This window comes from Picosynechococcus sp. PCC 11901, from assembly GCF_005577135.1.
GTDB lineage: Bacteria > Cyanobacteriota > Cyanobacteriia > Cyanobacteriales > MRBY01 > MRBY01.
In genome coordinates this window covers 1-15,907 of sequence record NZ_CP040358.1, presented here as the reverse complement: position 1 = coordinate 15,907, position 15,907 = coordinate 1, and the positions used below count along the sequence as shown (strand labels likewise).

The following is a 15,907-nucleotide window of genomic DNA, read 5'->3' as shown; positions in this document are numbered from 1 at the left end:
ACCCAATGATAGCAATACTTCTGAACTCCTAAGACTTATTCAGACTATATAGACCTTATTCAGACTCTTCCAGAAAAAGAGAGAGAGAAATTTCTCAAATTTTGTGAAAAGAAAGCATCTGCACTCCCCCGACCTGTTCAAATGATCGACAAGTGGATTGCTGCTAACTTCGATTGGCTGAAAAACCAGTTCTACAAGACACTGCTAAAAAGGTAGTAGAGCACAGGCTGAAGCACAGCAAAAACCAATCTAACCCAAGAACAAGACAGTATCGTTAGAGATCTATTGGCCCGGGCGAGATAGTAAAAGTGTACTATTCGGTGTCACACCATGGTTGGTATGTCTTTGGAAGATAACTCTGTGCAGGAACTCCATCGGGCGCTTTCTTGGTATCAAAGCCGTGAATCAGGGGCGATCGCCAAGGGTTTCCAGAGCATCAAGGAAATTCTCAAGCAAAAACAAGCCCAAGCCTAGAGGATTCAATAAGCCAAGCAAATCGGTCAAAACAAGACAAATCCGGTGCTGGAGGGGAGATGACTGGCAGAACTTCAATTTGATGTATGGTGACGAACAGGCGCGCAGCTTCGCTGTCCCGGAGGGAGCGCCGTTTACTCGGAATTCTTCCCCAAAGTCACCATTCACAAAGATATCCGCACCTACCACCCCAACAAAAAGAATTCGACCTCATCACCTGCGGCTTCCCTGCACCGGAACCTCCACGCAGGCAGCAAAACTGGACTCCATCACCCCGAATCACAATTATGGCGCGAAGGACTGCGTATCCTCTGCCAAGTCCGACCCAATATTTCATCTGGGAACAACCTGTGGCATTGCCACTAGAGGTTTACGAGCAATTCTTGGGGATGCCGAATGGCTGGCTATCAAACAACGGGTTTTACAATCGCCGCTAGTGAACTCGGCGCATCCACCGACGGGAAAGAACATTTGTTATTGCCTACCTTGACACGGGCAGCGGCACGAAGCGCAATGCTGGTCAGACGAAGTTAGAACAAAGGCTGAAGCAATTAAGCATTATTCCCCTGGCTATCAATTCAGCCCGAGGCGATGGCGATGTATATGGGTTTTCCGTGGAATCTCTTCAGCTCAATCACCGGACAACGCTTCACCCAACTGCCTACCTCGTTCCCAGCGGCCTCAAAGGACGTAACGATGTCCGCAGACTTGCCGGGAAAACTGTCACCCAGCCAAGCGGCGATCGCCTCTACTTCGTTGACTGGCACCACCAACAAAAGACGCGGTAGACCACGGGGCAGTAGTGGGAAAGCCTCTGGCTGTTTAGTCCCTTCACTGAAGCCCGCCGTGGCAAACCTATCCCATCATTCAAGGGAACGGGTATCCAAAGATATTGCCTCGATTATCCCATCACTACGCTGGTTTTATCAATGGAGAGAGTGGCAGGAGAATCAGCAACGATGGTTAACGAGGTCAAAACGCATCAAGTTTCACCAAGTCACAGCGGTACATCAATTGATCCAAGCAATCAAAATGTGGTTCGTATCTTGAACTTTATTGAGACAGGCAGACTTGAATAATCTGGTGTAAGACAAAAATTCCCGCCTCAATTGCCAAAGTCCGTCCGGTTCCGGATTTGGTGTAAGACAAAAAATAATCGTGCAGACAAATGAACAACAACGACATTCTTCAATCCCTAATCAACCACGACTCTAAAATCCCCTTTCCCTAAGTGCTTTTGAGATATTCGTGCTTGTTGCCTATCTCCAGACAGCACAACACTGGATTCGTGGTGAAAGTGGCCTCATGGTGCGGAGTCTTGTGGAGAAGCTGATCAATGCTGTTTCCCAATCAATTCAGAAGCCAGGGCAATGCTTGAGCAGGGAAATCAGCCTGGTTATGACATCACCAAGGAATATTTTGAGTAAGGGCTTTTTCCAATGTCCTCAGCCGTCCTATGAAATCATTCTAGTTGACCATGGTAATGGAACCGCGTCTTCCCTGATGCTTGGCGCAGTGGCAGGCACTACAAAGGGCGATCAGGTTTTCGGGGCGATTGTCTTCGGGTTTGTAATTCTGGTGGTGGACAGCGAGGCGATGTTTAGCGATTCACTACGGCTCAGTCCTTTAGTTTTTTGCCCGGTTCAATACACTTCAAGCCGCATTCCTGGCATCGCATCGGGCCGCTTGTTTTACTTTGAGGGCAATGTCAGGCCAGTTCTCAGGATACCGATTTTTCATCTCTCGTTCCTTCAGACTTGATGATTACATCGTACTTTATGCTTACTTTTGTACGGAAAAATTGCTGGGTGCTGATGAGGCATATTACCGGGGCTTTACTACCGCTTTTTTCTCAGTGCTAAATATCTCCATCTTTTTCAAATGCAATGAGGCAATCGCCGCAATTCTCAACTCACTCTCTTTCGCCATTGGTCACGCGGAAAGTGAATATTCCGCTGATGATTATTTTTCCGGTCGCTATTAAGCTTCCGGTCTGACTAGGAGGGGATCAACGCTTTAGTTTCCGGTTATGCTTAAATATGGCCGGAATCAGCACCGGAATGTTTACCGGAATTCTGACCGGAAAGTCCACCGGAAAATGCGGCCATATTATGGATCTATAGAAAATAAAAAAATTTTCATGTACGACGGAATCAAGCCCAGCGGAAACTCGCATCGGAAAGTCCCAATATTATGCCTACCTCAAGGCACGGAATCAACGGAAGTCGTGATGGCCGGACAACCATTACCCAGGCGGAACTGGACATTCTCTTAGCCTACAAGGAATCTCTGAGTGCCCATCGGAATCTACGCCGGAAACTACTAAGGATTTACCGGAATCCCAACCGGAATCTATAGCCCCAATGCCACCGAAAAAGAAGATTCTCCTTCTGTAAATCGCTGGCATCTCAACCGGAAAGTTGATTTAATTCTCCACCTCCTCCAAATTCCGGTGCTATTCCAGACCAGCAGTATGATGACATTCTAGTCACTTCTGATGAGGCTGTTACTGATAGTCGGTTGAAGAAATCAGCTATTCCAGATATTCCGGTCGCCCAGGGTGGGAACTTTCAACAGATTCCGGCGATGAGTTTCCGGTGCTCTATGAGGAGGAGATAATCTCTGAATATTTCAACCACCTCCATGGATAACCTCGACCTTTCGATGAGTCCGATCTTGATGCTCTCATTCGCATTGCCCAGGCCAAGAAAGCGAAGCAGATTCTCCAGCCGGAATTGGTGATGGCCCACCTTGTCGAGCAGATGACGGAGGATGATCTACCGGAAGATTTACGCCGCAAGATTGAGCAACCCGGAGGGCGATCCGTGACCCTTTAGCCAATCCCGCGCGAATCGCCAGCCAGATCCTTACCAAATATCGCAGCGGGTCAATCCAGAAAACCTAAGCCAATCATCTCCATCATCCAGGAGGGCCACCATTGTCTTGTCTGGGGAAGCGGGTTTATTCGAGGGTCTACCGGAGGCGATCGCCGCTGCGGTAGACATTGAACCATGGGCGATTGTTGCTTACCAGGGCAGCACCAAGACCTTCTCATGGAGCTGGCCAAACAATTTCGGGTGGACACCGTTGAACCCAAGTACAACAAAGAGGGAGAGGTAATAGGCGATCGCCAGTTGACGGCGGATGAAATCAAAGAAAAGTTAGCCCAGGAAATTGAGAAGGGCAGCCTGCTGATTATCCCGGAGGCGAAGCGCCTACATGCTTCTATCCGTTACTGGCTGGAAACCCTCATGCGCATGGGTAAGGTGATTGTCGTGGCGATCGCCCGCAGTGATTAAGCGGGACATTTACCTGCAAATGCTGGAGGTGGAATTAGAGCGGCCCTCCATTGAGGCGATTCGAGGCGTCATTCTGGAAGAAGCTGAAAAAAATGACTTATCTCTCAGTGACCACCAAATCGCCAAACTATTAACCGTTGCTGGCCGGAATCCCTTGTTAGCCCGTAAAGCAGTTAGGAATGAGAAGCTGGGCCTAAATCCAGAACCGGAGCATAGTCTCTATCTCGACATTAGTCCGATCATCATCTCTGCTCTGATGGCCTTTTCTATTGTTCGATTCATTGGTTTGGGCACTGGCGATCGCGGTCTCTATGTCATCGGTGGGATCGCCCTGGTGCTGGGGGTGATGCTCCGGCAGATCGGCAAAATTCGAGGCGCGAGGCGGAAGTATGGTCAATAAACTTCTCCCCTAGAGGGGAGCTAGAGGGTGTTCTCCCCTCTGGGAGATGCCGATAGGCAGAGGGGGTATTTTTTGTCTTACACCACACGGGAGGAATGAATCATGATGAGTGTGACCCATGCCATTATTGGCGTTTGTGGCACCACCCTACTCTTGCAAACCGCTGACCCAGTAGTGCTAGGCTTGGCAATTATTGGCTCACAAATTCCTGACCTCGACAGCTCCCATAGCCTGGTGGGTCAGGTCTTTTTTCCTGTTTCCCACTGGCTTGAAGACCGTTACCCCCACCGGACGATTACCCACTGTCTTCTATTCAATGCCGTCCTCAGTGCGATCGCCGGAGCACTTTGGTATTTCCTTAAAGTCCCGACCCCTGGGCGATCGCCTTACCCCTGGGTCACTTTCTCGCCATCTTCTCAGATACCTTCACCAAGCAGGGCGTACAGTTGTTTTATCCCTTGCAGGCGTGGTGTGTCTGCGGCATGAATCCCAAGCGGCGCATGAAGACCGGGGGCAAGGCTGAATATTGGGTCTTGGGAATTGCTGTACTAATTTTGTTCTTAAATCTAAACCTTCTAAATAACGGTGGATTTAGGGATGTGGCTAGTCGCACCCTGAACCTAAAAGACCACAGCATCAAAGCCTACAATGCCAACCGCCCAGTATGCCACTTGGCTCCATATATAAGGAGTCTGGCAGGCGATCGCCGCCCCGTCAACCAAGAATTTTTCATCGTCGCTGAGGATAATGGCTATCTCGTCACCGACGGCCAAGGCATTTATAAAGTCGCTGAGAACGGCGACATTCTCCCCACCCTTGTGCGCCTAGATATTAGGGACGAACAAACCACCGAAACCTTTAGCCGCAACTTCAACGACGAGCCCTTAGCCGATGCCCTGGGGGAAATCCAAAGGCAGCACCCCAACAGCCTAATCCTCGTTTCCGGGAATATCACCATCGACTTTCCCGATGAGCTGCCCAGTACCATTCCCGAAACCATGCGGGTTTACGGTTCCCAACTTGCCCTCACCTACGCCGACATCAAAGCCGTTGTCCCTACCCTGGCCGACCAGTGGATCGTCGGTCAGCTCGACTTCAAAGTATTTACCCCAGCGCCTACTTTTTCCCAATGATGCTGCTCAGGTATTTTTTGTCTTACGAAAGACCGAAGTGGGGGTCATGCCGAGATATATGTGAAAAAGTGCGAGTAGCTAATCCGTAGAATTATGAGATGAAACTCTAAACCTCACTGAGTGACCTATGTTGCTTTTTATAAAAGGGTTTCAGGCATTTGTTTTCGATAAATATCTTAAAAAGATTAAGGCAACTTTGTATGATTATATGAGCAAAAAATCAAAATTTTACTATGCAGCTCAAATGCTTGTTTAGCAAGGCTTACAGAATCTACTTACACTTTTCTGCACGTATCTCGGCATAACCCCAAGAAGAATAAGGTGAAGAAGCGAAATAAAATTTTAAAAACCATAAATACTGACCTTTATCATTCACCTACAAAACAAACGGGTTCCCTACCACCTGTACGAACATAAGCGGAATTATCTCCGCAAATTCTTTGTTGACCATTGTAATAAAACGTATCGTATGGACAATTACATTGGCCAGAATATGGAGAACGTATAGGAGTCATAGTATATCCGAGATGTCCAGAATATCCAAAGTCATTCAGACCATAAAGGTCAGCAAAAAATTGAGACTGCACTTGATTCATTTGATTTAGTGATTTCATTGCCGTTTGCATATCCAGCGATTGCTGTAATCGTTGTTGTTGCTGTAATTGTTGCTCTTGTTGCAATCTAATACGTGCAATAATCTCTGCGGCAGCATACGCTTCAGCTTCCTTTCGCTGTTGTTCTAGTTGCTGTTGCTGCCTGATATAAGCTTGTTGCTGCTCTCTCTTTTGAGTTAGCCTTCGCTGTTCTTTCTGTTCTTGTAATTGTTGCTGATAATCAGCTTGTTTTTGTGCCTCAATGAATATGCTAGCAGTTAAAGGAACAATCAATAAAGGGATCAAACTAACGCGACAATTACCCATCCAGCAGCACCAAGACCAGACTTTTGTGTTACCTTCTTTTGATCTTTAACATTTTGACAGTCTCGACAAAATTGGGTGCCACTAACTAGTGTAATAACATTTTCAGAATTGCATCGTTCACATCTCATAATCTATAGGGAACCTCGAAATTTTCAAAAAATGGATAGGCTTTGAGAAAAACTATCAGTCACAGCATAAAAGCAAAAATATTTGCTCATATGATTTGTCAATTCACCCTATTTGCCTCCATTTTTTTTGATTTTAGGCACAAGATTGCTGCAAGTAGACGTACCGTCGGAAGTTGTAGGCTAAGTTCTTCAGGGCAATTTGTGTCTCAATACGAGCATGACCAATCACCCTTTCCATCTTGCCCCCCATAGAGGTCACAAAAGTACCAAAGATATGCTCCACTCTCGAACGGACATGAGAGCGTTCTTTATTTCTGGCTTTTTGTGTCTCACTTAGGGGATGATTACGGTTCCCCTTCTCATGAATATGACTGTCCATACCCATCAGTGCTAATACTCTTTCCCGTACTTGGATTTGGTAAGCACTGTCTGCCCAGATGCCATCCCCTCTATTACTGCCATCCAAGACTGCCGCAAACATTTGACTGTCATGCACTGAAGCTGCTGTCACTGCATATTTTCTGATGAGTTTATATTTCACATCGACATTGATGTGGTTCTTGTAGCCAAAGTGATTCTCCTGATTTTTCTTTGTCCAGCGAGCATCACAATCCTTCTGTCGCTTTTTCCTGGGCTTATCTTTCCAGTCGGGAATTTTGCCTGATTTCACTACTTCATTCTCTTCCCGACGATTGCGCTGTCTCGGTACTGGGATGAGTGTTGCATCAATTATTTGTCCTTCTTCTGCTTGATATCCTTGTTTTTGCAAATAGCCTTCAAATTTCTCAAACAGTGCTGCCGCTAGCTTTTGCTCTACTAGCTTTTGTCTAAATAGCCAGACTGTTGTCGCATCTGGTACTTTATCTTCGATGCCCAAACCGACAAACTTCATGAATGATAGCCTGTCATTGACTTGATATTCTAGAGCTTCATCACTAATACCGTAGAGCCTTTGCAGTATCAGCAATTTGAACATTCGTACGGGATCTATTGCTTTCCTGCCCGCCTTACTTTTTCTCTTTTTGGTTGAACCTGATTGAGAATCTCTCTAAATTCTTCCCAAGGAATCCATTCATTGAGCTTGACGAGGATATCTTGTTTCTCCTCCAAATACTGATGTCGTTTTTCCCAATCCCAGAATCCTAATTGACTCATCTTGAGACACTGCTTTGGCGATACTTTGGTATCTATGATCTCATATTCTTGCTTCGCTTCAAGCTATTTTTCGAGATCCCCTATAGTCCATAGTAAAAAAATCTATAGATGAAATTTACCTTTCACTATTAATAGTATGGTCATTACCTAATGGAATGAGTTACTGATCACTAGACCATCATCTATTACATTAATATCAACCGCCAGGAATTACTACTACATTGACATTGATTGAAGTAGATACTTCATACGGGGAAACCAGAATCTAATTGTGGTAATGTTCTACTACATAGGGTGAGTTGCTAACTTTTAGGAGGCATTATGTTGATTTTTATTGACAATTCTGATCTACAAAGTAACAGATTATAACTATTCTACAGTAAATAGTATATTTAAACTAATTATTTAGCCCGTTCATAACAAAAATTTTGAATTTTGTACAAAAACTCAAACCCAGTGAACCCGTCCGCTATCTGTTTTCGGTGGCAGTGATTTTTATGAGTTTCGGGGTCTTTCTGTTGCCCCTGGGGGGATTGCCCAACAACAGAATGACGAGCTGGAGGTCACTGAAGAAATCGTCAATAGCCCCAGTCGCTATACATTCAAGGTCAAGCTCACTGAACTCGATGACCTCAAAGTAAAGGAAGGAGATACCGTGGGAATTAACCAGGTCATTGCCGATCGCCCAAGGATCGAGATCGCCTTCTGGTAGAAAAACAGCGATTAGAATTGGCGATCGCCCGCCTCGAAACCCTTAAAGTCACACCACCTTTGGCCCCCCGTGCTGTTCCCATTACCCGGAACTACCTCCGGTGAGTTACGAAACTCACAAAGCCGACATCGCCCAGGCCACCACCAAATTAGAATTAGCCAAATTAGCAGTTGCCGACCAGAAATCCCTCATTGAAGAAATTGCCCAGCTCAATGAGCCTTTGCTTGTCACCCACGAGAAAGCCAAACTCGAAACCCTTAAGATTGACCAACAAACCGCTGAATTAGAACTCAACAAGGCGATCGCCGCCCTCAAGGATGCCCAGGCCCAGCGGCAACACCAGGAATATCTCTCCTCCCTGGCGATCGCCGAACGCATCGAACGAGCCAATGCCAACGCCCTCGCCTACCAGCAACAACTTCAGGAGTTCGAGAACCAACAGCGCAGCCGTGCCTACCAACTCAGTGACCTCAATACCAAGCTTGCCGATGTGGAAAGTCGCCTTGCTCAAGTTTCTACCGTCCGTAGCCCTTATGCTGGCACTGTCCGCCGCATCAGATGGCTGGAGCAGAGCGAGGCACAATCAACGCCGAAATTACCCTACGACTTGGCGACCCTGACCCAGTGCCAGATCGAGAATGACCCCGACCTACAACTGATTGCCCAAGCTAAAAATGTAGAAGTGTCTCGTCTTGAAAATCTTGAAGCTTCTGTTGACTACCAACGAGATCGCCGCTGGACGACTTGGTTAACTCCTAACCCCATTGGCATCCTGCAAAATCTCTTTGGGGGTGGCGATCGCCAACGGGCTGAGTTACAAATCCGCACCACGGAAGCCCAAGCTGATGCCAGCCGCCTCAATCTAATCGAAGCTGACATTAGAACTGAGATGAGGAAAAAGGCGATCGCCGCTGAAATCCAAGCCGACCTTGATCAACTGGCCGACCTAGAAGCAGAATTAATGGCCGAGCAAAAACGCCTTCAACTTTTTGAAATTTACTTCCAACGGGGTCAGGGCAGCCCTGCCGAATATCTCAACTTTCAAAATCGTTTGGCCCAGCTAACCGCAGAAAAAGAGAAATTAGCCGCGACGATTAACGACATCTGCGAAGATAACCAGTAGAACAAAAACACTGACAGACTTCCTTGGGTATCCAACAGCCCAAGGATTTTTCATTTTTCCCCTAGTCCTTAAAATATCGTGCGCAAAGCGCGGTTTATAAACGCATCGCTCTACGCCGCGAAGGGCACGTGCCCCAAGGGGGCTTTATGCTGGCGAACTTGAATATTCCCAAAAGGTTCACTGCCTCGCCACAGGTTATTGAGGCCACACAGGTTTTCTATTTTCCCCGCCAAATACCCGCTACAAAGCCTATACCGAGCTGCGGCGCTGATATTGATTGAGGTCTGGCCTAATGCGACTTCCAGAGGCATCGTTACTGGTGATTTGACAAGGTTATTTTCCGCGCGGCCAGGGTGCATTTTTCTCGCGCACTCCGGGCTTTCCGCTGGTCGTTACTGAATTGCCACAGGTTACTCAGCGGGGCAGAAAACCCTCTTGCGGTGTGGCCGCGTTGTTGTTTTTGGGGTTTTGCCCGTGTTTTTGTTCTGTTGGTTTCTCGTTTCTGTCTTGTTTCTCGTTGTCTTTGGTCGTTCCGGTTCGGCTGGCTCGGCTTCTGGTGTTTCTCGTTCGGTGCCCGTGGTTGTTTCCGGCCCTGCTTGTTCCCTGGCGGTGCGGGCGGCTGTCGTCCCCTCGTCCTGTTGCTTGCTGCTTTCTCGGTCTGGTCGTCCGCTCTCTGGTGGGGCGTTGTCGGCCCGGGTCGGTCGGCTGCGTCGCTCCGGTGTTCTTGTCTAGTTGACTTCGGCGAGCTCAGTCGAGCCGTCGTTCTGGGGCTTGTCCCCCTTTGTTGTTCTTTTCGTCTGAGGTTTTGTCGTGATTCGTCGTTCTTTTTCTGTCGGTCGTTCTGGCTCTCGTGTTCTTGTCCCCTTCCGTCGGGTTTCTGGTTTGGCGTTGTCCTGCGGTTGTGTCGGTTGGTCGGTGCGCGGCTCGTTCCGGGCTTTCTCTGGCTCGGTCTGGGCTGAGTTCGCTTCCCCTGGTGCTGCGGCTCGGTTCGGGTTCCGGGCTTCCCGCTTGGTCGGGGTTCCGGTCTGGGTGCGCCCTGGGGTCTGTTCTTCTGCTGGCCCGGTCTGGGTTGTTTCGGTGCCTGTTTCTCGCTAGTTGTTCTGCTGGGGCTTTGCCCCCTTTTTTTTGGTAGTCTCCCTAGATAATGGAGAGAGTCAATATTGCAGCATCCATGAGAGACATCAAGTGGGCGATCGCCTTAGCCAAATCAATCATCAAGCATCCCATCCGAGCTATCCCTTTATTGATTGGCATCGGCCTAGTCTTTTTTGGCGCACAAAATTACGAACCCCCACGGAACCCAATGGGGCGCAAAACTCTGCTCCAACTCAATCCCAAACGACAGACTCCCAGGGTGCAGCTCCCCCCCAAGCGGCGATTGCCAGCAATAACCCTTGCCCTATCCATCTCCCCAATGGTTTACCCACCGGAACGCCAGCCACTAATGACCTAGTGGTGAGGGATATCTACTGCCTCAGTTCCAATGATGATACTAAGTTTGCCGATTGGGTTGCCTTCCGTTTAGACCGAGCCACCATCACAGGCAGTTCTGACCAAGACCGGGAATGGGAAGCTGATCCGGCGATCGCCAGGGAAGAAACCTCGAACCCGAAGACTTTCGCGGAGCCTACAAATGGGGAAACTATGACCGAGGCCACCTTGCCCCTTAGCAAGTTTCCGAGGGAAGAACTGGCAGCAAGTGAACTATCTCAGCAACATTACTCCTCAGAAAGCCAGTCTAAACCGTGGCGCTTGGAAAGAATTAGAAGACTATGAGCGGGATTTAGTACGGGACTATGGCGAAGTCTATGTGATTGTTGGCACTGCCTATGACAACCAACCTCTCAGCTTGATCAATGCCGACGAACCCACCGATATCCCCGATTACTTTTGGCGCATTATTCAATACAACGGCCAGACCGAAGCCTATCTCTTTCCCCAGAACACCCCCAGCGGCACTGACTTTCGCCAGGGTAAAACCACTGTCCATGAAGTAGAGCAGTGGAGTGGCCTGAATTTTGGTTTACAAAAATGATGGTGATAGGCGATCTCAAAGAGAGCCGCTTTGCGGTGCGCCTACTCGTTACTCTTAATGGAAAAAAAGCATTGTTTAAGTGAATAATCGCATGTAGAATTTTAGGCGGTGAAGCGTGCTTTAAGCCGGATTATCGTAAGCTTACTGAAATAGCTGAAACTATTGCTATATCTAAGTTTCACTGAAAGCAGCTACAAGTTATCGTAAGCTTAGGCTATTTTTTGTCTACTTTTAAATTCATTCTATCGCCGGGGATCATTGCCCCATACGCTTTTCAGAGGATCTGGTATCGTGAACTACTGGTAAATTAAGCCTACCGTCTATGATGAGTATGCTGTAATCCAATTTTGCGCGCCATGATTCGCGGGACTTTTCACTTCGCCACGGTTCAATCCCTGTTGCAGCAGCTATCCTTCGGGAAAAAATTACCTACAGCCCTCTATCTCCACATTTCTGCCCTCAAGCATTTACCTCCTGAATTACAAGACTACGAGGCGATCGCCCGTAAATTACCCCAAGGGCAAGTTTTCCTTTGCCTTGATCAAGTTCAATACCAGCGAACCGAAAGTTTCCTATTTGGACTATCCCGATTTTGACGAAGACCCTCATCCAGCTTTACGCCAAAGCATTCAAGTCAACCTAGAACTGGAGAATTATCAACTCCGAAACTATGGCGACAATCCCCAATTTTGCACAGAAAGGAAACCTTTGTTTATCCCACTTATCCCCACTATGCAACTTTTGCTCAATTGACCCAAGCCGAAGAAAACTCGGTTTACTGGCTGACTCCCGTAATATTGGTTATCAGCACCAGTGGGAGAAAAAGCTTCAACACTTTCGGGTACGCATCGAAGACCATCGACTGATTGAGATTAAGGATCCCGAACGCCAATTCCCCAAAATTGACCGTCACAAAGCGGCGATTATCCGGCGGCAGATGTCCCGCCCGGTGCGATCACTCCTTGAAGCGAACCTCCTTACCGAGGTATGACTTTCTTTGACTATGGCTGTGGCCATGGAGAAGACCTAAAGTTTGTTGCAGAGAAAGGCTTTTCGGCTCAGGGCTGGGATCCCTTTTACAAGCCTGATAACGAGAAAAGTCCAGCAGATGTCGTCAATCTCGGCTATGTGATCAATGTGATTGAAAATCCCGCAGAACGCCGGGAGGCATTGGTGAAAGCCTGGTTATTAACCCAAAGAATCCTAGTGGTTTCCGCCCAGGTACTAATTGCCGATGGCGGCTATGGTCAGGTGGCCTATGGTGATGGTGTAATCACCAGTCGCAATACATTTCAGAAATATTATGACAAGAAGAATTAAAGCTCTACATTGACCAAGTGTTGGGGGTTGATGCCATCCCGGTGGCCCTGGGCATTTACTTTATCTTCCGGGATGAAGCCCAGGCAGAAACCTTTCGGGCTTCGCGCTTTCGATCACGGGCAACAACTCCTCGGATTCGTCTTTCCGTTAAACGGTTTGAGGATTATCAATCACTCCTACAGCCCCTGATGACCTTCATCACCGAACGGGGGCGCTTACCCAAAAAGGAGAACTGCCAGAAGAAACAGCTATCTGTGCAGAGTTTAGAACCCTAATCCGTGCCTTTAAGGTGATTGAACAGGCGACGGATGCAGAAGAATGGCAGCGAATTGCCGAACAGCGCAAGTCTGATATTCAGATTTATCTAGCTCTCTCGAAATTTGCCAAGCGGCCCAAGTTTAGTCATTTAGACCCTACTCTACAGACCGATATCAAGGTTTTGTTTGGGACGTATAAGCAAGCCTGTCTACTTTCAGACATGATGCTGTTTAGTTTGGGAGATTTGCAAAACCTAGCGGATATTGCCCAGGAAAGTAAAATCGGTATTTGCTCGAATAAGGCATTGGTGGTGCATATCAGTGCCTCGAACAGCTTGACCCGTTACTGAGGCTTTATGAGGATGTGCGAGTCGAACGGTGGGACGTTAGAAAATGTGAGTTTGGTGCGATTTTATCTCCATGAGCCAAAAATTGCTTATATTTCCTGTGCTGATTTTGATGATGATCCTCATCCGCGTTGGCAGATGGCGATGCAGATTGGGGTTACAGGATCTGAAAGTACGCTATAAGGAATATGACCCTGATTTTGCCCCGGTGGTGCAACGTAAAGATCGCTTAGTGGGTCAAGATTATCCGCGCTATGAAAAGTTTGCGAAGCTCTCACAACAGGAGGAGGATTGGGGCTTACTGGAGAATTGGTCAGAGATTCAGCTTTGGTCAGGTTGGCAGAAGGTATTACGGGAAACGGGTGTTGAGTTTAAGGGTTCTCGGTTGCAATGGCGGCAGGATGCTGACGCTTATCAACAGAAGATTGTCAGGTCTCGGATTCGCTCTCGACAACGGCAACGACAGAAAGAAAAGGATAATTGATTAGGCCATCGCCAACATTGTTTGTGGTTTTAATCACCTCAATTAAAATCTCAGCAGCTTTGTCAATTTCTTGCTTGGTTGTAAATTTACCAAGTCCAAGACGTAAGGCTCCATCAATAAAGTCATTTGATAGATTCATTGCTCTCAAAACATGGGATGGGGTGACTGTGCCACTGGAACAGGCTGATCCGGTTGATATAGCTAACTGCTGACGGATACGGGCAATGATGGTGCTATTGGGAATCCCTGGAAGAGAGAGATGCAAGTTTCCGGCAAGACGTTGGTGCTGGTTACCATTAACAACAATTTCAGGAATAGCTTGGATGAGTTGGGTTTGGAGATAATCTCGTTTGGCGGCGATCGCCTTTTCGTCTGCTTCCATTTCTAACTGTCGTAAATGGCAAGCTTCTCCAAGTCGACAATCCCAGGGAGATTCAATGTGCCGGGGCGTAATCCTTGCTGCTGTCCTCCACCAAACAGAATGAGTTCAAGGGGGTGATCGGTTTTGCGGATGAGTGCACCGATGCCTTGAGGGGCGTAGAGTTTATGACCAGACATGGCTAACAAAGTAATGCCCCAATCAGCAAAGTTCATGGGAATTTTGCCTATGGCTTGGGATGCATCACAGAAAAAAGGTACAGAATATCGTTTGGCGATCGCCCCGATGAGTTCGATGGGGTAAATGGTTCCAACTTCGTTATTGGCTGCCATGATACAGAGCAGGTCTAAACCTTGACGACAAACCCTTTCAATGTCATTGAGATTGAGGTTTGCTTGGGCATCAACGGGCAGACTGATCAGTTCAATGCGTCCCTGTTTTTCTAGGGCATGACAGGTGTCGAGAACAGCTTTATGTTCAACGGCAGAAATGGCAATGCAGGGAATTTTGTCTTTTTTTCGTGGTGTAAGACCGTGCCTTGGATGGCGAGATTAATGCTCTCCGTTGCGCCGAGGTGAAGATGATTTCCTTGGGTCGGCAATTAACCAGATCCGCAATCTCTTGTTTGGCTTGGGCTACGGCTTCTCGACTGCGATCGCCTACGACATGATCCACACTGCTGGCATTGCCAAATTGGGTCATCATCGCTGCCATGACTGTTTCGGCAACTCTAGGATCAACCGGGGTTTGGCGTGATAGTCGAGGTAAATCACGGAACATAAACCCAATTACTAGAAAATCCTTGCTTTTCTGCCAATGTTATCAAAGGCTTAATTGTCGAGTCATAAGCATTAAAAAGCTTTTCCTGATCTAATACATCATCATTAGACATATTCAAATCGGCAATATATGGATCAATAGCTTTATTCCATACTTGCTTTGATAAATACTCGTGGTTAGTGATTAATGCTAAATGCTGTAGGCGGACAAACTCAGGAAAATATTTATCTGATGGCAAGTTGTTAGACTTTGAAGAATTAACTGATTGAGTGACAGGAACTAAATTCCAAAGTTGATCATGGGCAACAAAAGACCAAGGTAAATAGTGATCTAAAGATATTTGATTTGGATCAAGAACTTGACCAGAATAAATACATTTTATTGATTGATGCTCGAAAACAGACTTCCAAAATCTTGTTTGCTTAGAGAGCGACCCACGCTGTTGGGGCATGAAAAGCTTATTCATAATATTCGGCGTTGTGGGGTTCCTCGATTGCATATACTGCAACCATTCCCAAGAGGCCCAACCCTTCACCACTGCAAAATTCTCCTCGATGTATTCCGCCCATTCTTGAGAGAACATCAAGCCCTTACAATCTTTCACTAAGTCGGCATCAAAGCTATATAAAGGATTCTGATTTTCTGGATTATTTGCCAGATCTAAAACGGCTTGGTTGACTTCAGTATCTTTTAAACCTTTAGTTTCTGCGGTAAAAAATGGACGAATCAGGCGAAATGGAACATATTTCAACAAATAGCCAATCAAATCATCATAGGTCTGATTTTGGATGGTTTTTCTGAGTAGCTTTTTATCTGGATCATTAAATTTTAAAATAGGTTCGCTAATCACCAAATCCAGAGAATCAAGCTTTTCAGTGATTTTATCTTGGGTTCCAAAGGATAATTTAAAATAAGTATGGGGAAACCAAGCATTAGCTAAGATTTCAACGACTAATTCAAC

16 protein-coding genes and 3 pseudogenes are annotated in these 15,907 nt (G+C 47.0%); 14 read left to right on the top strand and 5 right to left on the bottom strand.

Annotated features, from left to right (window positions below):
* Positions 1–330: 330 nt before the first annotated feature.
* The 4 genes from FEK30_RS16645 (at position 331) to FEK30_RS16635 (ending at position 2,832) form a co-directional block, all read left to right on the top strand.
* Positions 331–474 (top strand): hypothetical protein, encoded by a 144-nt coding sequence (locus tag FEK30_RS16645; protein WP_168191096.1) that lies wholly within the window; start codon positions 331–333, stop codon positions 472–474.
* Between the two features lie 591 nt (positions 475–1,065).
* Positions 1,066–1,524, top strand: coding sequence for a hypothetical protein (locus FEK30_RS00840; protein WP_138071195.1), 459 nt, complete (start codon positions 1,066–1,068; stop codon positions 1,522–1,524).
* Positions 1,525–1,722: 198 nt separating this feature from the next.
* Positions 1,723–2,235, top strand: a complete 513-nt coding sequence (locus FEK30_RS16640; RefSeq protein ID WP_168191095.1) for a hypothetical protein — start codon at positions 1,723–1,725, stop codon at positions 2,233–2,235.
* Between the two features lie 432 nt (positions 2,236–2,667).
* Positions 2,668–2,832: a hypothetical protein gene (locus FEK30_RS16635; protein ID WP_168191094.1), complete on the top strand. Its 165-nt coding sequence runs from the start codon at positions 2,668–2,670 to the stop codon at positions 2,830–2,832.
* 509 nt (positions 2,833–3,341) lie between these two features.
* On the opposite strand, the gene FEK30_RS16630 is transcribed toward FEK30_RS16635, so the two are convergent.
* Complete coding sequence (locus FEK30_RS16630) at positions 3,342–3,479, bottom strand: hypothetical protein (protein WP_168191093.1); 138 nt, start codon at positions 3,477–3,479, stop codon at positions 3,342–3,344.
* A gap of 6 nt (positions 3,480–3,485) precedes the next feature.
* Here FEK30_RS16630 and FEK30_RS00830 point away from each other — a divergent pair, with 6 nt between their 5' ends.
* The 4 genes from FEK30_RS00830 (at position 3,486) to FEK30_RS00815 (ending at position 5,306) form a co-directional block, all read left to right on the top strand.
* Positions 3,486–3,773 (top strand): hypothetical protein, encoded by a 288-nt coding sequence (locus tag FEK30_RS00830; protein WP_138071193.1) that lies wholly within the window; start codon positions 3,486–3,488, stop codon positions 3,771–3,773.
* Positions 3,745–4,173: a hypothetical protein gene (locus FEK30_RS00825; protein ID WP_168191092.1), complete on the top strand. Its 429-nt coding sequence runs from the start codon at positions 3,745–3,747 to the stop codon at positions 4,171–4,173. Before FEK30_RS00830 ends, FEK30_RS00825 begins: the two co-directional genes overlap by 29 nt.
* 102 nt (positions 4,174–4,275) lie before the next feature.
* Positions 4,276–4,659 (top strand): metal-dependent hydrolase, encoded by a 384-nt coding sequence (locus tag FEK30_RS00820; protein WP_138071189.1) that lies wholly within the window; start codon positions 4,276–4,278, stop codon positions 4,657–4,659.
* 113 nt (positions 4,660–4,772) lie between these two features.
* The gene (locus tag FEK30_RS00815; protein WP_138071187.1) at positions 4,773–5,306 is read left to right on the top strand and encodes a hypothetical protein; all 534 of its coding nucleotides are present in this window, start codon (positions 4,773–4,775) and stop codon (positions 5,304–5,306) included.
* A 368-nt stretch (positions 5,307–5,674) separates the two neighbouring features.
* Here FEK30_RS00815 and FEK30_RS00810 read toward each other — a convergent pair whose 3' ends face one another.
* Both FEK30_RS00810 and FEK30_RS00805 read right to left on the bottom strand, forming a co-directional pair.
* A complete protein-coding gene (locus FEK30_RS00810) occupies positions 5,675–6,226 on the bottom strand; it encodes a hypothetical protein (protein ID WP_138071185.1) in 552 nt (183 codons plus the stop codon).
* A 261-nt stretch (positions 6,227–6,487) separates the two neighbouring features.
* Positions 6,488–7,509, bottom strand: a pseudogene (locus tag FEK30_RS00805) (IS5 family transposase).
* 812 nt (positions 7,510–8,321) lie between these two features.
* On the opposite strand from FEK30_RS00805, the gene FEK30_RS16990 reads away from it, so the two are divergent.
* The 6 genes and pseudogenes from FEK30_RS16990 (at position 8,322) to FEK30_RS17285 (ending at position 13,787) form a co-directional block, all read left to right on the top strand.
* The gene (locus tag FEK30_RS16990; RefSeq protein ID WP_255447819.1) at positions 8,322–9,344 is read left to right on the top strand and encodes a coiled-coil domain-containing protein; all 1,023 of its coding nucleotides are present in this window, start codon (positions 8,322–8,324) and stop codon (positions 9,342–9,344) included.
* A gap of 474 nt (positions 9,345–9,818) precedes the next feature.
* Positions 9,819–10,076, top strand: a complete 258-nt coding sequence (locus tag FEK30_RS00795) for a hypothetical protein (protein ID WP_138071183.1) — start codon at positions 9,819–9,821, stop codon at positions 10,074–10,076.
* Positions 10,077–10,154: 78 nt separating this feature from the next.
* Positions 10,155–10,439 (top strand): hypothetical protein, encoded by a 285-nt coding sequence (locus FEK30_RS00790; protein ID WP_138071181.1) that lies wholly within the window; start codon positions 10,155–10,157, stop codon positions 10,437–10,439.
* Positions 10,440–10,469: 30 nt separating this feature from the next.
* A complete protein-coding gene (locus FEK30_RS00785) occupies positions 10,470–11,120 on the top strand; it encodes a hypothetical protein (protein ID WP_138071179.1) in 651 nt (216 codons plus the stop codon).
* Positions 11,044–11,379: a DNA/RNA non-specific endonuclease gene (locus tag FEK30_RS00780; RefSeq protein WP_138071177.1), complete on the top strand. Its 336-nt coding sequence runs from the start codon at positions 11,044–11,046 to the stop codon at positions 11,377–11,379. Before FEK30_RS00785 ends, FEK30_RS00780 begins: the two co-directional genes overlap by 77 nt.
* 356 nt (positions 11,380–11,735) lie before the next feature.
* A pseudogene (locus FEK30_RS17285) lies at positions 11,736–13,787 on the top strand (DNA phosphorothioation-associated putative methyltransferase).
* On the opposite strand, the pseudogene FEK30_RS00770 reads toward FEK30_RS17285, so the two are convergent.
* Together FEK30_RS00770 and FEK30_RS00765 are read right to left on the bottom strand one after the other, a co-directional pair.
* Positions 13,732–14,939 (bottom strand): annotated as a pseudogene (locus FEK30_RS00770) (cysteine desulfurase family protein). The pseudogenes FEK30_RS17285 and FEK30_RS00770 sit on opposite strands and share 56 nt — an antisense overlap.
* Positions 14,936–15,907, bottom strand: a 972-nt coding sequence (locus FEK30_RS00765; protein ID WP_138071175.1) for an HNH endonuclease domain-containing protein, incomplete at its 5' end; no start/stop codon positions are given. The pseudogene FEK30_RS00770 and the gene FEK30_RS00765, both read right to left, overlap by 4 nt.